Origin of the sequence: Chitinophaga dinghuensis, from assembly GCF_003259435.1 — a bacterium.
Classification (GTDB): Bacteria; Bacteroidota; Bacteroidia; order Chitinophagales; family Chitinophagaceae; genus Chitinophaga; species Chitinophaga dinghuensis.
In genome coordinates this window covers 1216396-1242200 of sequence record NZ_QLMA01000001.1, presented here as the reverse complement: position 1 = coordinate 1242200, position 25805 = coordinate 1216396, and the positions used below count along the sequence as shown (strand labels likewise).

At 43.5% G+C, this 25805-nt stretch carries 18 protein-coding genes, 1 tRNA gene and 1 CRISPR repeat array; of the genes, 6 read left to right on the top strand and 13 right to left on the bottom strand.

The genetic code is table 11. The features are described from left to right. Position 1: 1 nt before the first annotated feature. Both ligD and CLV59_RS05105 read right to left on the bottom strand, forming a co-directional pair. Positions 2 to 2689 carry a DNA ligase D gene (ligD, locus tag CLV59_RS05110; protein ID WP_111590910.1) on the bottom strand — a complete coding sequence of 896 codons (2688 nt, stop codon included), beginning with the start codon at positions 2687 to 2689 and terminating at the stop codon, positions 2 to 4. A 67-nt stretch (positions 2690 to 2756) separates the two neighbouring features. Further along, a complete protein-coding gene (locus CLV59_RS05105; protein WP_111590909.1) occupies positions 2757 to 3317 on the bottom strand; it encodes a Crp/Fnr family transcriptional regulator in 561 nt (186 codons plus the stop codon). 81 nt (positions 3318 to 3398) lie between these two features. Between CLV59_RS05105 and CLV59_RS05100 the strand changes: the two genes are divergently transcribed. Beyond that, entirely contained in the window at positions 3399 to 4091 is a 693-nt protein-coding gene (locus CLV59_RS05100) for an HAD family hydrolase (RefSeq protein ID WP_111590908.1), read from the top strand. Positions 4092 to 4162: 71 nt separating this feature from the next. Here the strand turns inward: CLV59_RS05100 and CLV59_RS05095 are convergent, their stop codons facing one another. Together CLV59_RS05095 and mqo are read right to left on the bottom strand one after the other, a co-directional pair. After that, the gene (locus CLV59_RS05095; protein WP_111590907.1) at positions 4163 to 5011 is read right to left on the bottom strand and encodes a fumarylacetoacetate hydrolase family protein; all 849 of its coding nucleotides are present in this window, start codon (positions 5009 to 5011) and stop codon (positions 4163 to 4165) included. Beyond that, positions 4980 to 6524, bottom strand: coding sequence for a malate dehydrogenase (quinone) (mqo, locus tag CLV59_RS05090; RefSeq protein WP_111590906.1), 1545 nt, complete (start codon positions 6522 to 6524; stop codon positions 4980 to 4982). Before mqo ends, CLV59_RS05095 begins: the two co-directional genes overlap by 32 nt. 127 nt (positions 6525 to 6651) lie before the next feature. On the opposite strand from mqo, the gene CLV59_RS05085 reads away from it, so the two are divergent. The 3 genes from CLV59_RS05085 (at position 6652) to CLV59_RS05075 (ending at position 8267) form a co-directional block, all read left to right on the top strand. Further along, positions 6652 to 7356 (top strand): carboxypeptidase-like regulatory domain-containing protein, encoded by a 705-nt coding sequence (locus CLV59_RS05085; RefSeq protein ID WP_111590905.1) that lies wholly within the window; start codon positions 6652 to 6654, stop codon positions 7354 to 7356. Between the two features lie 156 nt (positions 7357 to 7512). Then, complete coding sequence (locus tag CLV59_RS05080) at positions 7513 to 7947, top strand: SRPBCC family protein (protein ID WP_111590904.1); 435 nt, start codon at positions 7513 to 7515, stop codon at positions 7945 to 7947. Continuing rightward, entirely contained in the window at positions 7944 to 8267 is a 324-nt protein-coding gene (locus CLV59_RS05075) for an ArsR/SmtB family transcription factor (protein WP_111590903.1), read from the top strand. The genes CLV59_RS05080 and CLV59_RS05075 overlap by 4 nt, the downstream gene beginning before the upstream one ends. Before the next feature lie 3 nt (positions 8268 to 8270). On the opposite strand, the gene CLV59_RS05070 is transcribed toward CLV59_RS05075, so the two are convergent. Further along, positions 8271 to 9029 (bottom strand): DeoR/GlpR family DNA-binding transcription regulator, encoded by a 759-nt coding sequence (locus CLV59_RS05070; protein ID WP_111590902.1) that lies wholly within the window; start codon positions 9027 to 9029, stop codon positions 8271 to 8273. Between the two features lie 53 nt (positions 9030 to 9082). On the opposite strand from CLV59_RS05070, the gene nudK reads away from it, so the two are divergent. Further along, positions 9083 to 9661: a GDP-mannose pyrophosphatase NudK gene (gene nudK, locus CLV59_RS05065; RefSeq protein ID WP_111590901.1), complete on the top strand. Its 579-nt coding sequence runs from the start codon at positions 9083 to 9085 to the stop codon at positions 9659 to 9661. A gap of 100 nt (positions 9662 to 9761) precedes the next feature. Here nudK and CLV59_RS05060 read toward each other — a convergent pair whose 3' ends face one another. After that, positions 9762 to 10736 (bottom strand): hypothetical protein, encoded by a 975-nt coding sequence (locus tag CLV59_RS05060; protein ID WP_111590900.1) that lies wholly within the window; start codon positions 10734 to 10736, stop codon positions 9762 to 9764. Positions 10737 to 11022: 286 nt separating this feature from the next. Between CLV59_RS05060 and CLV59_RS29550 the strand changes: the two genes are divergently transcribed. After that, positions 11023 to 12327, top strand: a complete 1305-nt coding sequence (locus CLV59_RS29550; RefSeq protein ID WP_449384896.1) for a hypothetical protein — start codon at positions 11023 to 11025, stop codon at positions 12325 to 12327. A 48-nt stretch (positions 12328 to 12375) separates the two neighbouring features. Then, positions 12376 to 13006: direct repeats of the CRISPR family, unit length 36 nt; unit sequence GTTGTGAATTGCTTTCATTCTTTCATTAACTTTACC. A 111-nt stretch (positions 13007 to 13117) separates the two neighbouring features. Here CLV59_RS29550 and cas2 read toward each other — a convergent pair. The 7 genes from cas2 to CLV59_RS05025 form a co-directional block, all read right to left on the bottom strand. Further along, positions 13118 to 13423, bottom strand: coding sequence for a CRISPR-associated endonuclease Cas2 (cas2, locus tag CLV59_RS05055; RefSeq protein WP_262511894.1), 306 nt, complete (start codon positions 13421 to 13423; stop codon positions 13118 to 13120). A gap of 22 nt (positions 13424 to 13445) precedes the next feature. Then, the gene (gene cas1, locus CLV59_RS05050) at positions 13446 to 14366 is read right to left on the bottom strand and encodes a type II CRISPR-associated endonuclease Cas1 (RefSeq protein ID WP_111590898.1); all 921 of its coding nucleotides are present in this window, start codon (positions 14364 to 14366) and stop codon (positions 13446 to 13448) included. After that, on the bottom strand, positions 14363 to 18700 hold the full coding sequence (cas9, locus tag CLV59_RS05045) for a type II CRISPR RNA-guided endonuclease Cas9 (protein ID WP_111590897.1): 4338 nt from the start codon (positions 18698 to 18700) through the stop codon (positions 14363 to 14365). The genes cas1 and cas9 overlap by 4 nt, the downstream gene beginning before the upstream one ends. Positions 18701 to 19398: 698 nt before the next feature. Next, positions 19399 to 19483 (bottom strand) — tRNA-Ser (locus tag CLV59_RS05040). A gap of 191 nt (positions 19484 to 19674) precedes the next feature. Beyond that, positions 19675 to 21090, bottom strand: coding sequence for an efflux transporter outer membrane subunit (locus tag CLV59_RS05035; RefSeq protein WP_111590896.1), 1416 nt, complete (start codon positions 21088 to 21090; stop codon positions 19675 to 19677). A gap of 26 nt (positions 21091 to 21116) precedes the next feature. Then, complete coding sequence (locus CLV59_RS05030; protein WP_111590895.1) at positions 21117 to 24293, bottom strand: efflux RND transporter permease subunit; 3177 nt, start codon at positions 24291 to 24293, stop codon at positions 21117 to 21119. Positions 24294 to 24409: 116 nt separating this feature from the next. Then, positions 24410 to 25588: an efflux RND transporter periplasmic adaptor subunit gene (locus CLV59_RS05025; RefSeq protein ID WP_111590894.1), complete on the bottom strand. Its 1179-nt coding sequence runs from the start codon at positions 25586 to 25588 to the stop codon at positions 24410 to 24412. Positions 25589 to 25805: the final 217 nt, after the last annotated feature.

Sequence of the window (25805 nt, the reverse complement as noted above, 5' to 3'; positions counted from 1 at the left end):
ACTATAACAACGCTTTCAGTTTTTCCAACACCACACGCAGATTAATACCTTTACCCAGCACGCCTTTCAGCAGATCGCCCTTAGCGGCCATGCGTTCTGGCATAGTGTAAATATTAAAATCTTTCATGTTCACCCCTTTCTTCAGCTCACTCCATTCCAATGGCGCTGAAACAGTGGCGCCAGGCTTAGGCCGCAGCGAATAAGCAGATGCCATCGTCTGTATCTGCCTGTTTTGCAGAAAATCCAGGTATATCAAGCCTTTCCGCTTCGCCGGCGTACGCACCACGCTGGTCGTTTTTGGCAAACGCTTGTTCACAATGCCCACAATTAATTCAGCCAGCATGCGCGACTGATCATAATCATATTTCCCACCCAGAGGAATTAATATATGCATTCCCGTAGACCCGGAAGTCTTTACAAATCCATCCGCTCCAATCTCATCCAATACCTCTTTTACCACCAACGCTGTTTCCACTACCTGACTAAAAGGATTCGTATCCGGATCAAGGTCTATCAGACAATAATCCGGATAATCCGGCTTACTGATCCGGCTATGCCAGGGATTCAATTCTATACAACCCAGATTAGCCATATACAACAGCGTAGCCTTATTCTTACAGACTAAAAACATTTTCGTTTCACCATCCGATTCACTCTTATAAGGGAAAGTAGGTATCCAGTCGGCCACCTTATCCTCTACATTTTTCTGGTAAAAGTGGAAACCATCAATTCCTTCCGGGAAGCGGTTGAGCGACTGTGGCCGGTCTTTCAAATAGGGCAGGATCACCTCCGAGACGGCCGCATAGTAATTGATCATATCTCGTTTCGTGATTTTCTCTACCGGCCAATACACTTTATCCAAATTGGTAAATTTCAGCAATTGTCCATCTACCTTGATTTCTACTTCCGGTTCATCAGCTGGCAGAAAACCGCTGGCCATCGCTTTCTTTTTGCCACCTGTAGCCTTCTTCGCATTGGTGGCGGCCACATTCTTCCTCGTAGTACTCTTAGCTGCTGAGGTCATAGCTGTCGTTTTTGAGGTGAGTTTATCCGCAGGTTGGGCTACTACTTTCTCCTGTTTTTCTTTGGGCCCTTTTTTATCTTCCCGCAGTCCCAGAAATATGGGCTGTCGCAGTATCCCTTCTGCCGTTATCTGTGCATATTTAACCGTACATACCAATGCAGGTTTTAACCAGGTAACAGGCATGTTCGTTTTGGGAACAGGATGAAATGGGGAGACAGCCGATACCAGTGGCTGAAACATTCCATACAGCTGCTTCAACAGTTCTTCATTAAAGCCGCCTCCGGTATGACCAATATAAGTCAGCTTACCGCCAATGTATTTCCCCAGCACTACTGCCCCGAAATATTTTCTGCTGTTACGTCCTTTCGTATAGCCGCAGATGATAGCTTCTGTCTGATGATTATTCTTCACTTTCAGCCAGGTATCTGATCTTCTTCCTGTACTATAAACACTATCCATCTTCTTAGCCATAATGCCTTCCAGTCCACGTTCCACTGCCACTTTATAAAAGGCTGTCCCGGCTTCCGTGATATGATCGCTATAACGTAACAAGGAATGATCCGATGGCATGATCTGTTGGAGTAACTCCTTTCTTTCAATGAGCGGCAGGCGCCTTAAGTCTTTACCTTCATACCATAGCAAATCAAAAATATAGTACGCCAGGTGTGCACTCCTGCCCTCTTTCAGGAAGTTCTGTAGTTGCTGAAAATCGGGATCGCCGTGTTCATCCAGGGCTACAATTTCCCCATCGGTGACGGCTTTTATGTTCCACTTTTTCAGGGCGTCAACAATTATTCCGAATTTATCATTGAAACTGATCTGGTTTCGGGAAAGGAGCTCTACCTTATTTTTATTAAGATAGCCAACGGCTCTGTAGCCATCCCATTTGATTTCGTATAGCCATTCGGGGTTATCAAAGGGACCTTTGGTGAGGGTGGCCAACATGGGGGAAACTTTACTCGGCATGGGCGCCTTTTTGCCAGGTGTAGCCGTGGTGGCCGGTGTGCCTTTCGTCTCCCTGACATTCTTTTTTTTACGTATATCCGATACTGTTACTTTGCTTGCTTTGTTGCTCTTCCACACTTTATCCGGTTTTTTAGCAACTTGCTCAATGGTCTTGCCGGAAATAACGGATTTATTGCGGGTGGTAATATCGGTTGTCCTGGCATATTTATCTTTACCTTTCATCAGGAGCCAGGCATTTTCTCCACGGCCGGGCGCTTTCACGAGGAAAAATACGCCTTTCAGCTTGTGGCCATGCAGTACAAATTTGATCTTTCCACTATGCAGTTCATGTAACAGTTCTTTTTCGGCGGACTTCCTGGCTGCTGGCAGTTCTTCGGGTTCATAGCCGCCTTCGTCCCAAACGATCACGGTGCCGGCGCCATAATTGCCTTCAGGAATGATGCCTTCAAATTGGCGGTAGTCATAGGGATGGTCTTCTACCATCATGGCCAGTCGTTTCACATTGGGGTCCAGGGATGGCCCTTTAGGTACCGCCCAGCTTTTCAATACACCCTCCATTTCCAGTCTGAAATCATAATGCAAATGGGACGCATCATGCTTTTGCACCACAAAATGCAGGGATTTGGTGCGATTCTTTCCGCCTTCAGGCTCAGGCGTATGGGCAAAAGTCCTTTTCTGACGGTATTTCGCAAGGCTCATTCCACTAATCGTTTATTAGGTATAATACACGAACAAGTAGAATAGTTCACGCGGCAGACCCTGTCAGCTAAAGGGTTTTCAGGATTCGGTTAAGACTGCGAACAGAAATGCCCAGGTAAGATGCCATATCTTCTTTGGAGATCTTTAATTGTTGTATTTCCATTAATTCCTGCAGTTTCCGCAGACTGTGCTCCAGCGTATAGAGTTGTTGCAAAGACGCGCGGGTACTGGTGACAATGAGTCTGTCGGCCAGTTCTTCCATCAGAATACCATTGAATCTGGCATTGGTAGTCATCAAATGCCGGAAGTACGGAACCGCCACTGCAAAGGCTGTCAAAGGAGTAATGGCCTGGATATTATTGAGGCATTTAATTCCTTTGATCACTTCCAGTTCCCCAAACAACTGCCCTCTGCCCATAAACTGGAGAATGAAGTCTTTCCCATTATCTTCATTGATAAAACATTTGGCGATTCCGTCTCTGATAATCAGTACTCTTGCAAGGTTCTCTCCCTGCTGCAATAGGAAATCGCCCTTTTCGTATACCTTCAGGGAAATTTGATCTCTCAGGGTCTCCTGGCTGTAGAGATCTTCAATGAAGTCGTAAAAAGATTCATTCGTTCGGAACATAAATCGGAATCCGGGACAATTGTCCTTTTTTGAATAAATAGTAATCAGGAATTTTGTGCCCTGTTGAAAAACAAAAATAAGATGAAAGACAAATTAAAAGTCATTGCTTTTGACGCTGATGATACATTATGGGTAAATGAGCCCTATTTCCGTGAAAATGAGTTGTTATTTGCCGATTTACTGGCCGATTATATGCCCAAAGATGAAATCCTGAAAACCTTATTTGCTACAGAGATGAAGAATCTACAGCTCTATGGTTATGGCGTAAAGGGTTTTATGCTCAGCATGATTGAAGCGGCGAATCTGATCACCAACGGCCAAGCCAGTGCAGCGCTGATCAACAATATCATTGCACTGGGTCAGGCACAATTACAGAAACCAGTGGAATTACTGGACGGCGTTGAAGAAGTATTACAGCGCCTGCAAGGAAAATTCCAGCTGGTTGTAGCCACTAAAGGGGATTTGCTGGACCAACAGCGGAAAGTGAAAATTTCAGGCCTGGAAGCCTATTTCCAGCACGTTGAGATTATGAGCGACAAGAAAGCGGCTGATTACTCCCACCTGCTGAAGAAACTCAACTGCAACCCGGACAACTTCCTGATGCTGGGCAACTCCATGAAATCAGATGTATTGCCAGTATTGGAATTACAGGGATATGCTTCCCATATTCCTTATCATACCACCTGGTTACATGAAGTACATGAAGAGGAGCCACAACATCCCAACTATATCAAACTGACAACTATCAAAGAAATCCTGGGACATCTGGATTAGCATAGTATGTACAAAACCGGCGGCTGAGGCCTGCGTATATCCTTCCGGGATAATCGCAGGCCAGCCGTCGTTCAGGACTGATATTCCCGCATCTGTTGCCGGGCAGTGCCCAGGCCGTCAATGCCGTATTCAATGATATCTCCCGGTTGCAAAAAGCGTTGCGGCATACGTCCCGTACCGCTTCCGGCCGGCGATCCGGTGGAGATGATATCTCCCGGAAACAATCCGAAAAATTCGCTGATGTACGCTATCAGATTGGGTACATTGCATATCAGGTCAGAGGTATGTCCATTCTGCATTAGTTCTCCGTTCAATTTCAGCCATATGCTTAACTGACCAGGATCAGGGATTTCATCTTTGGTCACGAACCAAGGCCCCAGCGGCGCAAAGGTGTTGCAACCTTTTCCCTTATCCCAGGTACCTCCGCGTTTTTTCATATAGGCACGTTCGCTGATATCGTTATGTAAAATATAACCCGCGATATAATCCATCGATTCTTCCGGGTTGATATTCGTTCCTTTCTTACCAATCACCACGCCCAGTTCCGTTTCCCAGTCTGTTTCCTGACTGTTCTTAGGAATTGTAACGCCGTCAAATGGGCCATTCAATGCACTCATAGCTTTCAGAAACAGAATAGGCTCTGATTCCGGAATAAATCCTGTTTCTGCAATATGGTCCCTGTAATTTAATCCTACGCAAACGATTTTGCCAGGATTCGCCAGTGGCACGCCTAGTCTGGCGTCCGCAGGAATTGGTTGTAGCTGCTCTTTTCTGATAAATGTGGCGAGTCTTTCCAGACCGCCATTACTGAGAAAATCATTGGTATAATCTTCTCCGAGTGCAGCAGTATCGTAATAAGTGTCATTCAGCATGATCCCCGGTTTCTCTTCACCGGGATTTCCGTATCGAATTAGTTTCATCTACTGTCTTTTTAATCGCAGGTTGTTTCCAGTCCAATTTAAGTGTTTTACTGGTCCAGTTCCTGATTTTATAGCAAAGTTCTGTGTTCCCTTCCAGTAAGGTACCATAAGTAGGAATCAGTTCCAGCAGGTCTTCCCGCCATTCGCCGGACATCTTATCCGGAAAACATTTTTCCATGATGGTCAGCATGATGGAAACTGCTGTAGATGCGCCAGGAGAAGCTCCCAGCAATGCCGCGACCGTACCGTCTTTGCTGGTAACCGTTTCCGTGCCGAAGCGCAGTTCGCCTCCTTTCCCAGGATTATTGTAAATCACTTGTACCCGCTGCCCCGCTTCCTGCAATATCCAATCCTTATCATAGACATTCGGATAGAATACGCGTAGTGCGTCAATGCGATCCTGGAAGGATAAACGAAGTTGCTGCACCAGGTATTTTTCCAGGTCAAAGTTTTTCAATCCCACTTCCAGCATGGGCAGGATATTCCAGTATTTAATAGATTCGAAGAGGTCCAGGTGAGACCCTTCTTTCAGGAATTTGGTGGAAAAAGTGGCGAAAGGCCCGAAAAGAATCGCTTTTTCGCCGTTGATGATACGGGTATCCAAATGCGGGACGCTCATTGGCGGAGCGCCAACAGATGCTTGTCCGTAGACCTTTGCATGATGGCGGTTTACCACATCTGGATTACGGCATATCAGCCATTCGCCGCCTACAGGAAATCCGCCATAGGCACGCGCTTCAGGAATATTGGAACCTTGTAATAATTCCAGGGCTCCTCCACCGGCGCCGATGAATACGAAATCCGCCGTCACATAGAAGGAATCTTTTACTTTAGCATTTTTGATCCTGGCTTCCCAACGTCCGTCTGTCAACTGTTTCAGGTCTTTGACGTCATGTTGCAGATGTAACTTTACACCAGGTTGATTTTGCAGATGCTGTATGAAGATGCGTGTTAGTTCGCCATAATTCACGTCCGTTCCCAATTCCATATGAGTAGCCGCTGCTTTTTCCGACAGATCGCGTCCTTCCATCACTAAGGGAATCCATTGTTTCAGTACATCCGGATCTTCGGAATATTCCATTCCCTGGTAGAGTTGATATTGCTGTAATGCGTTAAAACGTTTTTGGAGATAGGTAACATCCGTTTCGCCATGAACGAAGCTCATATGAGGAACACTGCGGATGAATGCAGCAGGGTCCGGGATGATGCCTTTTTCCACCAATGTAGACCAGAACTGTTTGGTAGCTTCAAATTCCTCAATAATATGCAGGGCTTTACTGGTATCGATGGTGCCATCTTCCAGTTCAGGAGTATAATTCAGTTCACAGAGCGCGGAGTGTCCGGTACCTGCATTATTCCAGGCATCAGAGCTTTCTCCTGCCACGCGGTCCAGTCTTTCGTAGATATGAATGGACCAGTCCGGGTTGAGATATTTCAGAAAAGTGCCCAGTGTAGCGCTCATGATACCAGCACCTATCAGTAGTACATCCGTATGAATTTTCTCCTTTTGCATAAATATTCAGTTTGTGATCACGCTATATAAATGCGTTTGTTTAGAAAAAGTTTATTGGGGAGGGTTATCCTATAAATTTAACAAATTGTATGCGACGAATCATTGAATTCCATATTTATCTTTCGGCATGCGCCAAATGATTGTTATTATCCTTTTCTGCTGGTATGGATTACCAGCTTTCGCCCAGCATCCGCTACAGGGGCAAATTATGGACGCCGATAGTTTGCCATTACCAGGTGCAACTATCCTCAATAAGAGAAGTAATTCCGGCACAATTACCGATGCCAGCGGCGCTTTCACCATTAATGTCCGACAAGGAGACACCATCTTGATAAAAATGCTGGGGTATCTTCCATTGATGTATCTCTGCGATCGTCGTCAGGAGAGGATTGTACGTTACATGAAAAGAGATATCGTAGAACTGAACGGCATTAATATTATCCGTTATAATTTTCAGCGCGATTCGCTACGATTGCGGCAGGAATATGCCCGCGAGTTTACTTATCATCCTCCGCGTTTGGATGAAGTCTGGAAAATCAAAGAGCTGATGCCTTTCGCCGTCAACGTCAACAATCTCTTTAAGGCAACGCAGTTCAAAACGATTCACAAGAAAAAGCAGTTTCGGAAAGTCTTGCTGGCAAAGGAAACGGAGAATTATATTGACCAACATTTTACCGCGGATATGGTAAGTCAGGTAATACCGCTGCGGGGAGACAGCCTTACCTTGTTTATGCAGCGGTACCGTCCTGGGAAAGCGTTTCTGCAAGACGCTTCCACATATGATGTATATGTATATATCAAACAGCGTTACCAGGATTTTATTTCCAAATGATTTTTTAGGGAGACAGCCAGCCGTCGGCACAACAGCGCCTCTTGGAGCTTCGCTTGGTGAGGGATGACTGTGCAGTGCAGTTGTCGTCTCCCTAAAAATTAATTTGGGTAACTCAAAAGTTACATATACTTTTGGGTAACTTAAAAGTTACATATCATGCAAGACAAGATTCAACACAATTACTTTTATCAGCAGCCGGTGGCTGAAGTATGGGCATTTTTAACGGAGTCTGAGTTGATTGCGCAATGGTTGATGCCGAATGATTTCAAGGCAGCAGTGGGCCACGAGTTCCAGTTTCATACCAGGCCCATGCCTAACTTCGGTTTTGATGGTACAATTTATTGTAAGGTGTTAGAGATTGTACCGATGCAAAAGCTGGTATATAGTTGGAAAGGCGGTCCTGAGCCGGGCGTTATTAATCTGGATACTGTTGTCACCTGGGAATTACAGGAGAAAGGCAATGGTACGGCCCTTTCATTGTTGCACAGCGGTTTCTCGGCTAATCAGGCGATGATTTTCGGTATCATGACAGAAGGATGGTTAAAGAACATCACGAAAATTGCAGATCTTTTAAATGCACCTGCATCATGACGACTGCGCAGTTAGATATTTTCCAGACGCTGGCAGATCCTAGTCGCCGGGAAATGTTGCATTTGTTATCCAAAGAGAGTTTGACGATCAATGCCCTGGCAGAGAATTTTGATATGAGTCGCCCTGCCGTATCCAAACATGTGAAAATCCTGCATCAGGCAGGGTTTATCACGATTCGGGATATAGGCAGGGAGCGATACTGTTTACTCAGTCAGGATGGGTTTACCCGGTTGCAGGAATGGATCAGTTACTTCGATAAATTCTGGAGTAATAAACTGAAGAAACTGGAGACTGTTCTGAACAACAAGGCTAATGCCTAAGCGTCAGGAATAGATTTTCAATTCTTTCTTTTTCAATGCCGCAGCTTGTGTGGCAGGCAATTCCGGGTCTGTTACCAGGGCTGTAATATCTGATAGTGGCGCAAATTTCAGGTAGCTGTCTTTCCCGATTTTAGTAGAATCGCATAGCAGATACACGGCATTTGCGCTGGCTATCATCGCCCTGCTGATGCCAGCTTCCGTTTCGCTGAAGGCCGTCAATCCGTTCCTGGCCGACAATCCATCCGCACCGATAAACGCTTTTGCCGCATGGTAGCTCTCTATATGTTTGACGGCTCTTTCTCCGTGTATGGCTTTCCGTTGTTTATCCAGTTCTCCTCCGATCAGGTTTACATGGATATCCTCTACCTCCATAAATGCCGCCACAATGGGCAATGAGTTCGTGATAATGCGCAATGGCGTTATATGTTTAAGATGAGGACACATCGTAAAAACGGTGCTGCCACAGTCCATGAAAATAGTGTCGCCGGGTTTCACCAGTGTAGCCGCCAGTTTACCTATTTGTTTTTTCCTGGCAACGGCCACATTCTCCTTATCAGCAAAAGCAGTGAAAGGACTTTTCGGCGGCGCTTTCATAGCCCCTCCATGGGTACGGATGAGGAGCTCTTCTTCCGACAGCTGCTGCAGATCCCTGCGGATAGTGATCGCTGAAATTCCCAGTGCGTCTGCGATTTCCTGCACTTCCATACTTTCCTGCTTATCCAGCAGTTTTAATATTTGTCGCTTTCTTTCCTGGAATCCCATTTCTCTGTATATTTGATCAAAACTATCATTTTCGATCAAATATAATCATTTCTATGCAACCGGAAGTTAAAATCATGTCAACGGAGATTCTCTCGGACAACTGGTATACTTTGAAAAAAGTAACTTATGAGTACAAGCTGCGCAACGGCGACTGGCAGACACAATCCCGCGAAGCGTACGACAGAGGGAATGGCGCTGTTATATTGCTGTATAATCCAATCACCGGGAAGGTGATACTCACCCGGCAGTTCCGTCTCCCCTCTTATATCAATGGGAACAGCAGCGGCATGCTCATAGAAGCCTGCGCCGGACTTCTCGACGAAAACAACCCGGAAGAATGTATTCGCAGAGAAGCTGAGGAAGAAACGGGTTATCGTATCCAGGATGTAAAAAAAGTATTTGAGGTGTATATGTCGCCCGGCTCTGTAACAGAAATGCTGCACTTCTTCGTAGCCGCCTACGATCATCAGATGAGAGTGAATGATGGCGGCGGATTAGCGCAAGAGCAGGAAGAAATAGAAGTGATGGAAGTACCGTTTAACCAGGCGCTGGAAATGGTAGAAACCGGGGAGATTAAAGATGGGAAGACGATTATGTTATTGCAATGGGTGAGACTGAAGGGGATTTTATGAGTTGATACTATTCAAAAACATACCATCTGGCAACATATTGGCGTAGGTTGACAGATGGTATGTTTTCATTAAAGGGGATTCACTGATAGTTCAGCTCTTACTATTGCAAATAATAGTTGTGTATGCCTTGTCCACCTCCTTTAGAACCTACCCCACTCAAAGACACGGACCATTTGAAATTTCCATCATGTGAAAAACTGAAATCTGCTGTAGGCGTTGCCCATCCATAGGCCCAGGAAAGCAGTGCATAGGTGCCATGGTTACCGTAGTCGCTCTGTCTTGAATCAGCAGAACCCACGCTCATATAGTTATTACTGGAGCCCCAGTTACTAATAATTTTGTACTTGCTCCAATCAACTAAAATGCTGTGGTAGACTCTCACCTTGCCTCTTTCACTGCCCCAAACCCATTTGATAGTAACATCCACCACTTGTGCTGTGTATGCCTGGTTAGATGCCGCGCTCACATTCTGCGCAGATAGTTTGTTTAAATTGCTCTGTTCAGGTTGTGTGTTATCGTTTACCACGAACATATTAGTCAATACGTTATCATATACCAGCCCTTTATTATCATAAATACAGGTAGAAGTAAGCGTTTGACCATTCACCTGCCATTGCAAGGTAGCAACGTGTTGTCCTGGCTGAATAACACTGTTAATAGTTCTTGAGAAACGGTCGCCTGCATCCTGATCCAGCTTATCCAAACCGGTAGGCTGGGCAGATTTCTGCAAAGCGATGCTTTGTTGTAAGGTATTTAACCTAAATGAAGCCGCATTTTTTCCATCAAAATATGGGACAATATTATTCCCATTTAATAGTTGCTGTCTGATGTTAGCAATATTATTGTCGGTGATATTCGATTCATCGAGTGTATATCCTTTCAACTTCAGATCCACTATAGCATTGGTATTCCAAATTTTGACTACAGAATCCAATTGTTCTTTAATTCTCTGCGACGATGTTTTAAGGTTTTCATCAGGATGTGATGGCTGGGTTACGTCATTTTTCTTACAAGCAACAAAAAAGAGGCTTAGCGCTATGGCCATCATAGCGAACCGAGAAGTAGTTTTTTTCATTTTTGAGAGATAAGATGGTTAATGTTATGAATATAGTGGCATACCTATTCCGGAATATGGTCTACGATGTAAATATATAGTCGTCCAAACTAATAATCGCCGCAGTAGAATTATCTTGTAGTATTCAATATAAGAGCGGTTTATGTTAAGTGTTGCAACATCTGAAAAAAGTGAAGCCATTGCGTTTATTGGCGCTGAATAGTAGAATCAATAACGCGTATAATATGCTACTATTAATAAATTGTTTTGACTATCATTGTACATAAAATTATTCATACCGATTTAAATGAAAATTGCCATATTCCTTTCCATCAGTGTATTTACAATTTTGATTGCACCTACATCTTCCATGAGGGCCTCCGCGCAGTCCACCAGTATTGCATTACCAATAAAGAAGATAGATAATGATACGCTCCTGGAAGCCTACAAGCAATCTATCAGTGATGTATCGCATGGACTTTATCTGAATGCTTCATTTGGTATGCTTAAAAGGTTGGGTATAGAAAGTGCAGATCAGTTGGATGATCCTGATGTGGTAGATCAATGGGCGCAGGTGATGTCTACCATGACTGGCATACCTACCTTCAACAAGGCTAAAGGGGCCGACTTCCATGTTCCCAAAGAGCAGATTGCCGATCTTCAGTTGGCCAATGCAGTTCCTGCCATCGAGGAAATAGTGCGACGTGCACGTAAAACGCGCATCGTTATTCTTAATGAAAATCATTTGGACCCGCGTTGCCGTGCCTTCGGCCTTGAAGTGGCCCAGGCATTAAAACCGCTTGGGTATACCATTCTGGCGGTGGAAGCGCTCCGACCAACTGCAGATGACCAGGAGGCCAGCCATAAAATGGAACAACTAATGGCAGATGGCGTTGTCAGAGCGGCGGGAGACTACTATAGTGGATATTATTTTGATGATCCTGTATTCGCTGATTTCATCAGGCAATCGCTTGCGATGGGATACCGCCCGGTGTCTTATGAAACAGCTGGTCGCGGATATACAGATCAGGAGCGCGAACAGGCGCAGGCCGACAATCTTATTCGTCGCGGTGTGCAACCCTACCCTGACAGTAAAATACTTGTTTATGTAGGCGAGCGCCATGCAGCGGAGAGCACCATTGCAACTGAAGAAAAGCCTTACCTGAAAATGGCCGCCATCCTTAAAGCGAAAACAGGTATTGATCCTTTAACGATCGATCAGGCAGGACTGTCGTCCATTCCCATGAACAGGCCCGACACAGACCTGTACAAAATCGCTGCATCGAAGGCATCAAAAACATCCGTGGTATTATTCCGGCAAGGAAAGCCTTTCACCACCGGACTTTTAGCGAATGCAGTGGATTTACAGGTAGTTCACCCGCCACTTAAACTCATAAATGGGCGGCCAGACTGGATGTTGAAAATGCACCGTTCTCCTACACCAATTCCTTCCAATCTGCTGCCAGCATCAGGTATTCGTCTCGTGCAAGTATTCCTTGCAAATTCGCCTGCCGATGCCCGCCCAATAGATCAGGTATTGGTGATGCCGGGCCAGACGCCTGTATTGATGGTGCCGAAGATGGAGGTGCGGTATGCGACAGAGGATTTTTAGAGGGGATTAACTTTACCCACCTTTCTGATTGACATTATTGGGCATCCTGTTGCGAATTGCTTTCAGTTTTTCATTAACTTTACCGCGAGTAGCAATGCATGGGCTAGAATTTGTGTTGTGAATTGCTTTCATTCTTTCATTAACTTTACCGTCACCCGGCGAGTGTGCCATCATTAATTAGTTGTGAATTGCTTTCATTCTTTCATTAACTTTACCCCTGTGGCAGATACCTAGACCCGAAGGAATGTTGTGAATTGCTTTCATTCTTTTATTAACTTTACCACAGTGTGAATGTTTATCAGAAGGGATTAAGTTGTGAATTGCTTTCATTCTTTCATTAACTTTACCCAACTGCTCTTTCAACTCCTCTTTCGAGCCCGTTGTGAATTGCTTTCATTCTTTCATTAACTTTACCATCAAAACCGGTGAACAATGAAACAAACCAGTTGTGAATTGCTTTCATTCTTTCATTAACTTTACCACGTTCCTTTACCATATCATATCCAGCAATGTTGTGAATTGCTTTCATTCTTTCATTAACTTTACCCATCTGGAAAACCGTTGAGCCGTTCAAGCGGTTGTGAATTGCTTTCATTCTTTCATTAACTTTACCTAGATCAATTGCCATATATTGGACGTTTTAGTTGTGAATTGCTTTCATTCTTTCATTAACTTTACCAGAATCCAACAGAATTCTTTACCACATTGCATTTACATGCAATCTTAAAATAAAAAAACGGGTTCAAAACCCGTTTTTTTATTTATATTAAGGAAAAATACAAACCTGATCCTAAAATAATTCTAACTGTTGTACGGCCTCAGGGCTTTTAACCTGGCTTCTCCCATTAAAAATCTCAATCATCCCAAATTGTTTATCGGTTATATTCAATATCCCTACATGTCCTTTGGATGGGAGGATTTTCTTTACCCTTTGAATATGGACATTGGCATTTTCACTACTGCTGCAATGCCGTAAATACATACTAAATTGAAACATAGAAAACCCATCAGAAAGGATATCTTTACGAAACTTCGTATATATCCTTCGATCTTCCTTTGTAGTTGTAGGCAAATCGAACATTACAATAACCCACATAATACGATAGGCATTTAAACGTTCAAAGTTCATGTTTTATATATGATGTATGCATAACCGGATAGAGTAGTTTTCTGGATGTCCCTTCAAAGCATTTAGCAAGGCTTGCAGTTGTTCGCTGCACGGCATTCATTAAAGGGCTTCTTTCATCATCTAGGATAACATCCATTGCAGGTATGTTTAATAACTGCTCTTTCATAGATGGAGTCATATCAAGATACTTCCCATTCATGCGAACAATGTCTTCAACTATCATATCGACATATGGGCGATATGGTTCCATGATATCATCAGCCAGGCAGTATGCATTGTATTGATTCCGATGGAATATACCCAAAGTTGGAAGTAATCCAGAGCCAACTAAACTCCGCGCTACTACGGCCCTTAAAATTGAATATCCATAATTAAGTAGATTATTGGGAGGGTCTCCCTCTCGTGATCGCTTAAAATTCAAATTATTGGGAAAGAGGTTCCTCCAATAGTAAATTGCAGCCCGGGCCTCATTATTATCACTATCCCCACTTTTTACACTTGTTGCCAAGTTCAATAATGATTTATTGACTAAGCGTTTCTGTTCGAATAGATTAGCCTGATTTGTGATTTTTGCTGCGATTGTCTGCTGCCATAATTGTTTCTTTAATGGTGCAGAAGCATTAACCTGATACTGATATCGCTGGTTTTGCAAAGTATTTCCATCTAAATTTAGCATCATTCCCACAGGATGATGTACGTCATTACAGGTAATAACCGCAACATTATTGGCCAACAACTTCGCAAGAACAGACAGGGTAACCGTTATTTGACGATTATCCAATATCAAAATACCGATATCCTCTATTACCGCTTGCTTTACTTCCCCGGTTCCAGGCAGTTCAATCACCAGTTGATTGTCCCTAGTTTTCAGATAAGCAGGATTACCAAAATAAAGTGTACGTTTAATCATTTGTCAGATATTAATTTCCCTATCCTACTAATGTTCAACTTTATACAATGTTCCTTTATCATGATGCCATCAATTGATCGCTCCATTTTGTTCGAAGTAGAAAACTCCTGCTTATGCAGAATACTAGTGGCAACTTCATGCTTGATAAAAAAGATTTGGTTATCACTAAAATTCACTACCTTATAAATCCTGCCTATATGCTTCTTATTATTAATTTCAAACTTAGGTACTGAATGGCTGGAAAGCTCTTCTTCGTCAGGTATATAAACCAGATCATTGGGTGAAAGATGGAATAATAATTTCTCGCCTTTACTATTTTCCTGAGGCACAGAAGGCAAACCTTGCTTTTGCCGCTCTATGATTATATTGAGAGGAATGGTCTCATAACTACGCGCTCCAGCCGTATTACAATAAATTGCACAAAATAAATTCGTTCCCCGCTCTGCTTCTACATATTTTGTTGACTTATAACCTACTTCCCCTAGAACAAACCGATACCCTTTTTCGTATTTTCTTACCTTATAAATGGGGTGATGAAATTTTCCTTCATTAAATTTTCTGAGGTTCTGATTTAACTCTTCCAACCCTTCAGGTGAAAATGCGATTTCTGGATCTCCGTTTTTGAACTCAAGATAATTCTTCAATATTCGTTGAATTCCCGTATCAGTAATAGAATTTTCTATCACACTCAAGTCAAAAGTCACATCAATATTTTTACGGGAAGCAGTCGTAATCTGTCCTATTTTGACTTTGACATGCGGTAAATTCACTATTCCGTATACAGTTTCTTTATGTAGTGGCTTTCGTATAGCCCAATTTTCTCCAGATTGCCTGATTCTCACCTTTTGCTTCACCCCATCCTTCACTTCCCAGACATAATAGTTATTAATTGTTTTGTTAATAACACGGAGGTTTAGCTTGAAACTTACTATAATATTTTCTAGTGAGGATTTCACATCCAAGGTAAAATCCTCCCAGGGTTTGCGGAAATCTACCGGAATTTGCCGTTCTATTTTCTCTCCCGTTTTATGATGATTCAGAACGATTGACTTATGATGTCTTAGCTTTCTGTTTAAGTCATGACGAATCGGGGATTTAGCATGCAAATTGTTCAACAAATTAATATGATCTCTCGTAACACAAGCTGTCACTATTGCATCCAAGGCATGGTGTCGATGATCAATTCGTTTTTTGGAAAAGTTCTTCAATGTCAATGGTACCGTCGGAAGATTTTTCTGATGAGTTTCGCTCCATGCTACGTATTGTGAAGAATTAGTAATTTTGTTCATTCGTTCAAACCTTGGCAATATCAAACTGTTCCAAACATCATTCAGCCCCCAGTCCTGCCTCAGAATTCCCGTTATTCTACCATTGGTTTGTATGAGGTTCTTTGAGTTAAAACCATTATCATCAGTATCCTGGCGAACAATATTTGACAATAATCCTGAGATATAGCTACTGATATAACGGGTATCATTTAACTGACGTTCTATCATTTTCTCGGGAATTTCTTCTAATAATAACTTATTTCGCTTGCTGCTATTATTAACGTAATTCTCCTTAACTAGCTTCTCATACTGTTCAACTGCTAATATTTGTATTGTTTTACCAAATCCCAGTTGCACAATTTCACCATGATGATTCTTAATAAACTCCATCCCCAACTGGTTATCTTTCAATTTGTTCACGGCTGCTTCACAGATTACCTTATTAGAAAATCCATCATCGAAATACCGACTTTGCGGTATGATATGCTCAATTTCATATTCGGTAGTAAAAAGTTTGTTTAGTGGTATAATAGCGCCTGTATATGGAGATCGGTACTTTTGTTCTAACCACAGTTTATACTTTCTTAAATCAGCTGGAGAAGGTTGCGCCATTTTGCTTATCTTCAGTATATCCTCACCGATTTCACTTTCAGTATTTAATACGCCTTCTTCATAAATCTTTAATATCTCCTGTTGCGATGGAGAATAAGCACGTACATTTTCAACATTTTGATCATTTGCCAATTCAGACAATAACGCCTTAATTCGTAAATTCGTGTTTTCATTTTGCAACGCCTTAAGAGACATAGATTTTCGCTCCTCAGCAGGAGATTTCATCTCTCTACTTAATTCTATATGAATTTCATCGAAGAAGTTATTTGCTCCTTTGCCATGTTCTTTCCAGATATCTTTCACCAATCTCAGCGCTTCCAATACCACCTGTTCCACAATTGGGTTACGTAAAGAATGCTGTTTAAAACACTTTAAATAACTCTCCAGATCCTGTATGGAGGTCCATTTATCCGCCATTTGGGATTCGGAATGAAAACCATATATAATATACTGAGCAAGCCATACTGGTACTCTCTGAAAATCTGTCTCCTTTTTAAGGTGGATGGCTTGCTTCCTTAACCGATCTCCAATACGTTCATCATACTCCCCGGTTATAATTTTTCCGATTCTTTCCCTTGTCCTTACATCCATTGCTTCCCAATTCCAGTAACTACCGACCCGCATTAATGGTAACAGCTTTTTTATGGCTTTTTCAGAAAATGCACCAAAATCGCTTTTTAAAGGAGGAACCACTTTAAAAGCATTTACCACCTCATTTACATCCAGATTATTGTTCGTTGCAAACCGTGTAAATGCTTTCTCACGATCGATTCTATCAGATACTGAGTAATTGATATGCCATAAATGCATTTCAATCTCCTTTGTGAGAAAATCGGCTGGCACATTATTTATCTTTTCTAATCTTTTACATATCAATGTCCTTGTTTCATTACATGGAAATGACTTCTCTCCGTAATTCCAACGGTATTTGTCCACTTCTTTATTCAGTAATTTTCCTTTGAATCCTTTTGGGCCTAACAAAAATCCCAGCAAGTGCCGCTGCTCTATTTCTGCCCTTCCATTAAGAAATATGAATAGATTTTCGAGTTCCTTAAAATCATTCAGAAAGGTTGCTGTAACATCTACATCATCTTCCTTTCTATAGATAAAAAGGTTATGTATCCATTGCCATAACCTGAATTCCTGATAATAAGGATTAGATTTAGGAATTGCTTTCAAATACACTTTCTGCACAACTCCATCCTTATCTTTGTAATAGCGGAATTCCAGGGGGCAATTACTAACCATAGACCTTTGACTTTTTACCTGACGTTGGTAAAAAATAATATCGTCAACAAAAAAATGTACAAAGTCTTTCCTGCTCAAATTCAAATGATGTCCATCATTCTGTTTATACAGCTCTCTTATACAGGTACTATACATTTCTTCACTTTGCAATTCCGTATGAAACTCCATCTGTTTCTCCAGTATTTGCTTCAGCTCTGATTTGTAGAATTCACGTTCAATGGTCCCTACCAACTTTCCATTTATTCTTTGATATGGATCTTTTAATAAATTTTCATAGATATATGCTCCTACAGTACTTCCAAATTTACCAATCTCCTGCTCCGTTTGCTTTTTCAACAAAATCCAGTCCTTATCCTCAGGAATCCGAAGACTTCTTTTGTCCCCGCCCTTCTTATCTTTCTTTACACTCCCATCTGCATTTAAATCTGTTGTTACTATAAAATCTCGAATCTTACCTTTCAAATCAAATAAGGGTAATTTGCTGGAACGCCTGTACACCCATCCATTCTCCAATGTAAGAGAATACCACTGATCACCACCCTTTTTCGATTCCTCAGCTATTACATCTACCACTTTTAACGTATATAAAGCTGTATTCTTCTCCAGGGAACTTTCTTCCTCGTCACCTCCAAGCTGATAATAACCGCGTTTTTGGTTAAAATTCAAGAGTAGCCACGCCAATTCTTCTTTTCTAATTGGGGCTGTAAGCGCTTTTTTACGTAGGTAGTACAAAGTCCAGTCATAAGGAATGGACTTTGGTTCTCCTTTTTCATTTATCAGCAATGCGGGTTGATGAATTCGAAAGTCTTCCATCATTTCTAAGAAGGATGACATAAAAATGAACCCATTTTTATCATAAGCAATCTTGGGTTCTCTCCCTTCCTTAAACTTACCTAAGCGCTTCTGAAAATCTATTTCATCTGCATAATGGGAGGGCAAAAATTTAAGGAGATATAAAACACGGTGCAGGCGTTCTCTCCGGAGCAAATAACGTTCACGTAATCTCCTCATACTCCTGTATTTGGTCCGCTCCGCAGTCTGAGACACCTTAATCCCTTTATTATAGTCACCCAGGATATCCTGGGACATGGGAATAATACGTACGCCGCAATCAACGATGTTACCATACCTGGAATTACAGTCCAAATGGAGTAAAGCCCAACCGATTGAGTTAGGACCAAGATCTAAACCTAAAATATTTTTCATGTTTGAATAAAAAAAGTATATTCGTTAACGAAAGCAATTCACAATAAGGATTATTCCGTTGTGAAAACATTCAAGGTGGGGCAACTCGCCTTTTTTTATTTTATTTCAGTTCCTTTTCTCCTTCTCCAGCACCTTAAATAACATTGGAATTTTTATGCCCCATTTAACCAAGTTGGGGTTGATATTTCTTGCTCATATTTCAAAAATTTGGGGAACCCTTTCAGGGAAAACTTCTTTTACGATAAATCAACAGACAGTACAATCCATTCAAGCGAACATACAACTACTTCTAATAAATATATCTAAAAGTCAGCGCTCTTAGAACACAATAAACCATTGTAAAATAAAAAAGTTGAAAAACTAGACAAGTTGAATAGCATTTCTATTCATTTGAAGAGGAGCTTATGCCTATAGGAATGTAAAAACAGGAAGAACAGTACGTTTAGGGATTCGAAATAAGGAGATTATAGCTTCAGAAATCTTCTAAAGGCGTTTAACTTCTTAGGTAGAAATAGTTACAATGATTTTGAACAGAAGATTTGCATAGTGTCAATCCGCCTTAAATATATTAATGGCTAATTGACACCAGGATTATTACTGAGGATGGAATTACACTTTACAGCTCAAAAGGTATGTGCCACCTTCTAGATATTCCAAAAACAAAAAAGCCTTCGAATAATATTCGAAGGCTTAAAGTGCGGAGAGTCAGGGATTCGAACCCCGGGACCTGTTACAGTCAACAGTTTTCAAGACTGCCGCAATCGACCGCTCTGCCAACTCTCCTAGTGGAGCGCAAAGGTATAAAAGGATTTCAAATTTCCAAAATAAATTTAAAATTTCTTCCCTTTCCGCTCCTGGCTTACGTTTAACGAAGGATGTACGAACCAGGCCGTTTATTTTTCCTGTCTGTTGGCCATGGTTTCATAGATATCGCTGATTCATCTCTCTTTACCTGGTCCGTACTTCCTATATCTTTATTTCCAGCCGCCGCCGAGAGACCTGTAAAGATCTACCATAGCGGACAGGCGTTCTCTGTCGATGTTTGCCTGGTTCAGCTCTGATTCCAGTGACCTGCTCTGGGCAGTGATCACTTCCAGGTAGTTGGCCATACCGCTCTTGAACAGCAGTTGCGCCTGCTGGATGGCCAACTGGGAAGTAGCTACCTGCTTACCAGCCAGCTCCTGACGAGTTTTCAGCTTGTCCAGTTTTACCAGCGCATCACTTACCTCTCCAATGGCATAGAGGGTAGATTGTCTGAACTGAATCACCGCTTCCTCTCTGGTAATGCGAGCCACTTCCAGCTGCGTTTTCAGCGCTCTCTTCTGGAATATAGGCTGTGCAATACTTCCTGCTGCCATTCCAAATAAAGAAGCCGGGATATTAAACCAGTTGCTGGCTTTGAAGGAATTCAATCCGCCGCTGGCAGTAATATTCAGGGATGGATACATGCTGGCCTGCGCCACGCCTACTTTGGCATTGGCTGCTACCAAGCCCATTTCGCTTGCGCGTACATCTGGGCGGCGACTCACCATCTCCGCAGGAATACCTACCGGCAGATTATCGCTTACCACAAAGTCGTGCAGATGTGCATGACGCGCAATTGGTCCTGGTAATTCGCCTGTCAGAATCTGCAGCGCGTTTTCCTGGATGGCAATGCCCTGTTCCAGCTGCGGCACCAGTAACTGGGCTGATTGCTGCTGGGTAATGGCCTGCTGGATAGCCAGTTCGGTCACCTCGCCGGCTGCTTTCTGCAAACGCATTACCTGTACAATGGTATCGCTCAATGCCACGTTCTTACGGGCAATCTCTAACTGGTTGTCCAGCATCAGGAGGTTATAATAGCTGTTCGCTACCGCAGATACAATGGAAGTCTGCACCGCATGTGCGCCTTCGTAAGTCTGCAAATAAGTAGCCAACGCTGCCTCTTTCTGACGACGTATCTTACCCCAGATGTCTATTTCCCAACCCATGCTGATAGATGCATTGTAGTCTTCGATATGATCTCCCATACCAAATTGACTCATATTCATCCCATTCAGACTGTTTTTACTAGGGAAGGTAGTACCAGCGCTCACCTGACCATTAAACCCTGGCAACCAGGCTAATTTGGCCTGTTTCAGGTATTGCTGGGCAGCATCGGCACGCTTAACGGCCAGCTGTAAATCCATATTGCCGGTAATGGCTTTATCGATCAGCTGCTGTAAAGTGGGGTCTGTAAAAAACTTTCTCCATTCCATCGCTGCAATACTGCTGTCTGAAGGCGCAGCATTGTTGAACTGGGCGGGCAGCGCCATCGGGGGTCGCTCATAATTGCGACCAACCCGACAAGCTGCAAGCCCTACAACTAAAGACAACACGATGAAATAAGTTGTATGATATCTTCTTTTCATTTTTCTATTCTTTCAATGAATGTCGATTAATGTACCAGCTCTGCTTCTTCTTCCTCTACTACCACCGGCTTCTTACGGCCTACTTTCTCTTGCAGATACTGGAAAATCACGTATAACACAGGGACAGCAAATACCCCTAACACCACGCCTGTCAACATACCGCCGGCAGCGCCTGTACTTATAGACCTGTTACCCAATGCGGAAGAACCAGTTGCACGCATCAGCGGCAGCAGCCCCGCAATAAACGCGAAGGAGGTCATCAGAATAGGACGTAAACGCAGACTGGCAGCGCGTATAGCAGAAGCTACCAGACCCATTCCACCTTTCCGCCGCTGTACGGCATATTCCACAATAAGGATGGCATTCTTCGCCAACAATCCAATCAGCATGATCAAACCTACCTGTACATAGATGTTGTTGTCGATACCAAACATATTGATGAAAGCAAATACCCCGAAAATACCCAGTGGGATAGACAAGATAACCGCCAGTGGCAGAATATAACTTTCATATTGTGCGGCAAGCAGGAAGTATACGAAGATCAGACACAGTACAAAGATGACGGTAGTCTGGCTACCAGCGCTGATCTCCTCTTTAGACATACCTACCCACTCGTACGCATATCCTCTTGGCAGATACTTATCCGCTACTTCCTGAACTGCTTTAATCGCATCACCACTACTATAACCAGGTTTAGTCTGACCATTGATGGTCACCGCATTAAAGAGGTTATTACGGGTTACCGTTTCTGGACCGTATACGCGTTTCAGTGATACCACTGTATTGATAGGCACCATCTGTCCGCTTTGGTTTTTCACAAACACGCCATCCAGTGAAGACGGTTCTTTACGAAGATTCGCGTCTGCCTGCACAATCACACGATAGTACTTACCAAAACGGTTAAAGTCGGACGCAAACATACTACCATAATACACCTGGAGTGTCTGGAGAATATCTGATACAGAAATACCCAGCTGTTTAGCTTTTCTGTCGTCTACTTCCACTTCATATTGCGGATGCCCTGTATTGAACGTAGTGAATGCGAATGCGATTTCTTTACGTTTCATCAGCTCTCCAATCAGGCCATATGCAGTAGTGGCGAGTTTGTCCAGCGGACCGTTACTACGATCCTGCAAGATCATTTCGAAACCAGCCACGTTACTGAAACCTGGTACCGTTGGCATACTGAATACGAATACGCTCGCTTCAGGGATACCAAACAGCTGTTGCTGCATCATCGCCATAATGGCATTCATATCTTTCACCTTACCACGATCTTTATATGGTTTCATTTTCACGAAACCTACGCCGGATGTGGAACTGCTGGAGTTAGACAGGAAGTTGAAGCCGGATACGCTCAGGTAATTATGTGTAGCTTCCATATTCTTCATAATCTTTTCCACCTTATCCACTACCTGACGGGTACGTTCCAGAGAAGATCCTGGAGGCATGGTTACCGCATATACCGCAAATCCCTGATCTTCCGTAGGAATGAATCCAGTCGGCGTTTTACGCATCATAAAGAAGGTAGCGGCGCCGATGATCATGAGTCCACCGATGGTGATCCATTTATGTTTAATGAGGAATTGCAGGCTGCGGGTGTATTTATTGGTCATTGCGGTGAAACCGGTATTGAATGCTGCAAAGAAGCGTTTGCCAAAGCCTTTTGGCGCTGCTTTCTCCTGCGCATCATGTCCATGTCCGCCCGCATGATTGTTTTTCAACAACAGTGCGCAAAGTGCAGGACTCAATGTCAATGCGTTCAAGGCCGAAATCAGGATCGCGATAGCCAGGGTGAATGCAAACTGACGGTAAAATACCCCTACCGGACCTTGCATGAAACCAACCGGAATAAATACGGCCGACATCACCAATGTAATGGAAATGATGGCGCCGGAAATCTCCTGCATGGAAGTAATCGTCGCCGATCTCGGGTCTTTACCTCGCTCCATCTTGGCATGGACTGCCTCCACCACCACAATGGCGTCATCCACCACGATACCAATCGCCAGAATCAGTGCGAACAGGGTCAGGAGGTTGATAGAGAATCCAAATAACTGCATGAAGAAGAACGTACCAATGATTGCTACCGGCACTGCGATAGCAGGAATCAAGGTAGAACGGAAATCTTGCAGGAAGATAAACACCACGATGAATACGAGGATAAATGCCTCTATCAGCGTGTGTTTCACCTGGTCGATCGACTCGTCCAGGTATTCTTTAGTACTATAAATATTGAAGGTCTCAATGCCTGCTGGGAAAACAGTTTTCGCTTTCGCCATCAGCTTGTTGATATTCTCCTGAATTTCATTAGCGTTTGAACCGGCTGTCTGGAAGATGGCAATCCCGATACCATACTTACTGTTCACGCGGGTATCGCTACCATAGCTAAAGGAGCCGAATTCTACTCTGGCCACATCTTTCAGTCGGATCACAGAACCATCTGCATTGGCGCGCAGAATGATATCTTCGTACTGATCGTTCTTATTCAGCTTTCCTTTGTATTTGATCACATATTCAAAAGACTCCTTACTACCTTCCCCAAAGCGACCAGGAGCCGCTTCCAGGTTCTGGTCGTGGATAGCGCCCAGTACTTCCTGTGGCGCCATATTATAGGCAGCCAGACGGTCAGGTTTCAGCCAGATACGCATGGAGTAGTCTTTGGCGCCGAACACCATTGCCTGACCTACCCCGGTCACACGCTGAATTTCAGGGATGATATTGATCTTGGCGTAGTTCTGAAGGAAGGTCTCATTATACTCTTCCTTGTCGCTCATGAGGTTCACCACCATGATCATACTGTTCTGCTGTTTCTGCGTACTAACGCCCGCCTGCACCACCTCTGCTGGTAACAGCGGAGTAGCTTTGGCTACGCGGTTTTGTACGTTTACAGCCGCTTTATCAGGGTCAGTACCCAGTTTAAAGTAAACAGTGAGGGTCATGGAACCGTCGTTATTGGAAGTGGACGTCATGTAGGTCATGTTTTCCACACCGTTAACGGCTTCCTCAATAGGCGTTGCTACTGAACGAGCCACCACTTCCGCATTCGCTCCCGGATAGGAAGCAGTTACAGCTACGCTGGGTGGCGCAATATCAGGAAACTGTGTCATTGGCAACTGAAAGAGAGACAGTATACCCAGTAACACCAGTATGATAGATATAACGGTGGCTAATACCGGCCGTTCTATAAATTTTCTGAACATTTTGCAATAGAATTTAAGTGTTATCCATTCGGACAACGCGGGAAAAGATGTAATTACGGCAATGGCTATACGAATAAAGACTACGGATATCCATTACCGTTATAACATGTTATTAATTACAGCGGCTTCACTTTCAGCAGACTGTCGAGCGACATCATCTGCGGAGCCACTACTGCACCTTCATGCAGGCGTTCCAGACCAGTGTAAACGATACGTTGGCCGGCTTTCACGCCTTTTTCCACGAAGTAGTAGTTACCGCTTTTTCCAGACACGGTGATAGGCACGCCTGATACTTTGTTACTGTCGGCCACCACGAATACCATTACTTTATCCTGGATTTCGTAGGTTGCTTCTGCGGGAACCAGCACTGCCTGTTCGAACTGTTCAGGAATCCTGATTTTACCGGTATTACCACTGCGTAAAAGTCCGGATGCATTCGGGAAAGTAGCTCTGAAACTTACGGCGCCCATTGTTTTATCAAACTGGCCTTCCATGGTTTCGATCTTTCCTTTCTGCGGATAGATGGAATTATCCGCCAGTTGCAGTTCTACTTGCGGGAGGTGTTTCACTTTATCCGCGATGGTAGCTCCTTCTGTATTGTTCTTGAATTTCAGGAAGTCGGGCTCACTCATAGAGAAGTAAGCATATACTTCTGACACATCAGAGAGTACCGTCAGTGGTTGTGGTTCCGCACGTCCAACGAGGGCGCCGGTTTTATACGGAATCCTTCCGATATAACCGCTTACCGGAGCGGAGATGAGAGTATATCCGGAGTTGATGCGGGCATTACCTACCATTGCCTGTGCCTGTGCCACAGCGGCTTTGGCGGCAGCGTAGTTAGATTGAGCCGTTTTCAGTTGTACATCGGATACTACATTATTTTTTACCAGTGGGGAGATGCGATCTACTTCCACCTGCGCTTTCTCCAGGTTAGCCTGGGCAGCTTGCAGGGTAGCACTGGCATTGCTGAGCTGTTCATTATATAAGCGGTCGTTTATTTTAAACAACGGCTGACCAGCTTTCACATAAGCTCCTTCATCTACGTATATTTTCTCCAGGATTCCGTCCACTTGTGCACGAACTTCTACGTTTACACGCCCTTCAATGGCGGCGTTGTATTCCCGGTAAGTGGTAGCTGGCACATTGCTCAACTGGAGTACCGGTAATGGTGCAGCCTGATTCTCTGCGCCTGGAGTAGCCTGTGAAGTACCACAGCCATACATGGCGGAAAGAACTATTGCACTATAGAGTAAGCCTGACGGCAGGTTTGCAAAAATTGATCTCAATGGTTTCATGTGTTGTTGTTTTTAGTGATACTGCATAGAATCCCCTGTGCGAAGACAATACAACTCATCTCGCTTCGCAGCAATAGTTCCAGTGACAGCATTCGGGCGTGAGGATACAGGGCCATATTGCATGGCAGTGCGCTAAGTACTTACATAACGATTACGGGCGGGTGTTATGCAGCCATAGAATTGCACCTGGCACATGTATAACTAATTCAGCAATGTT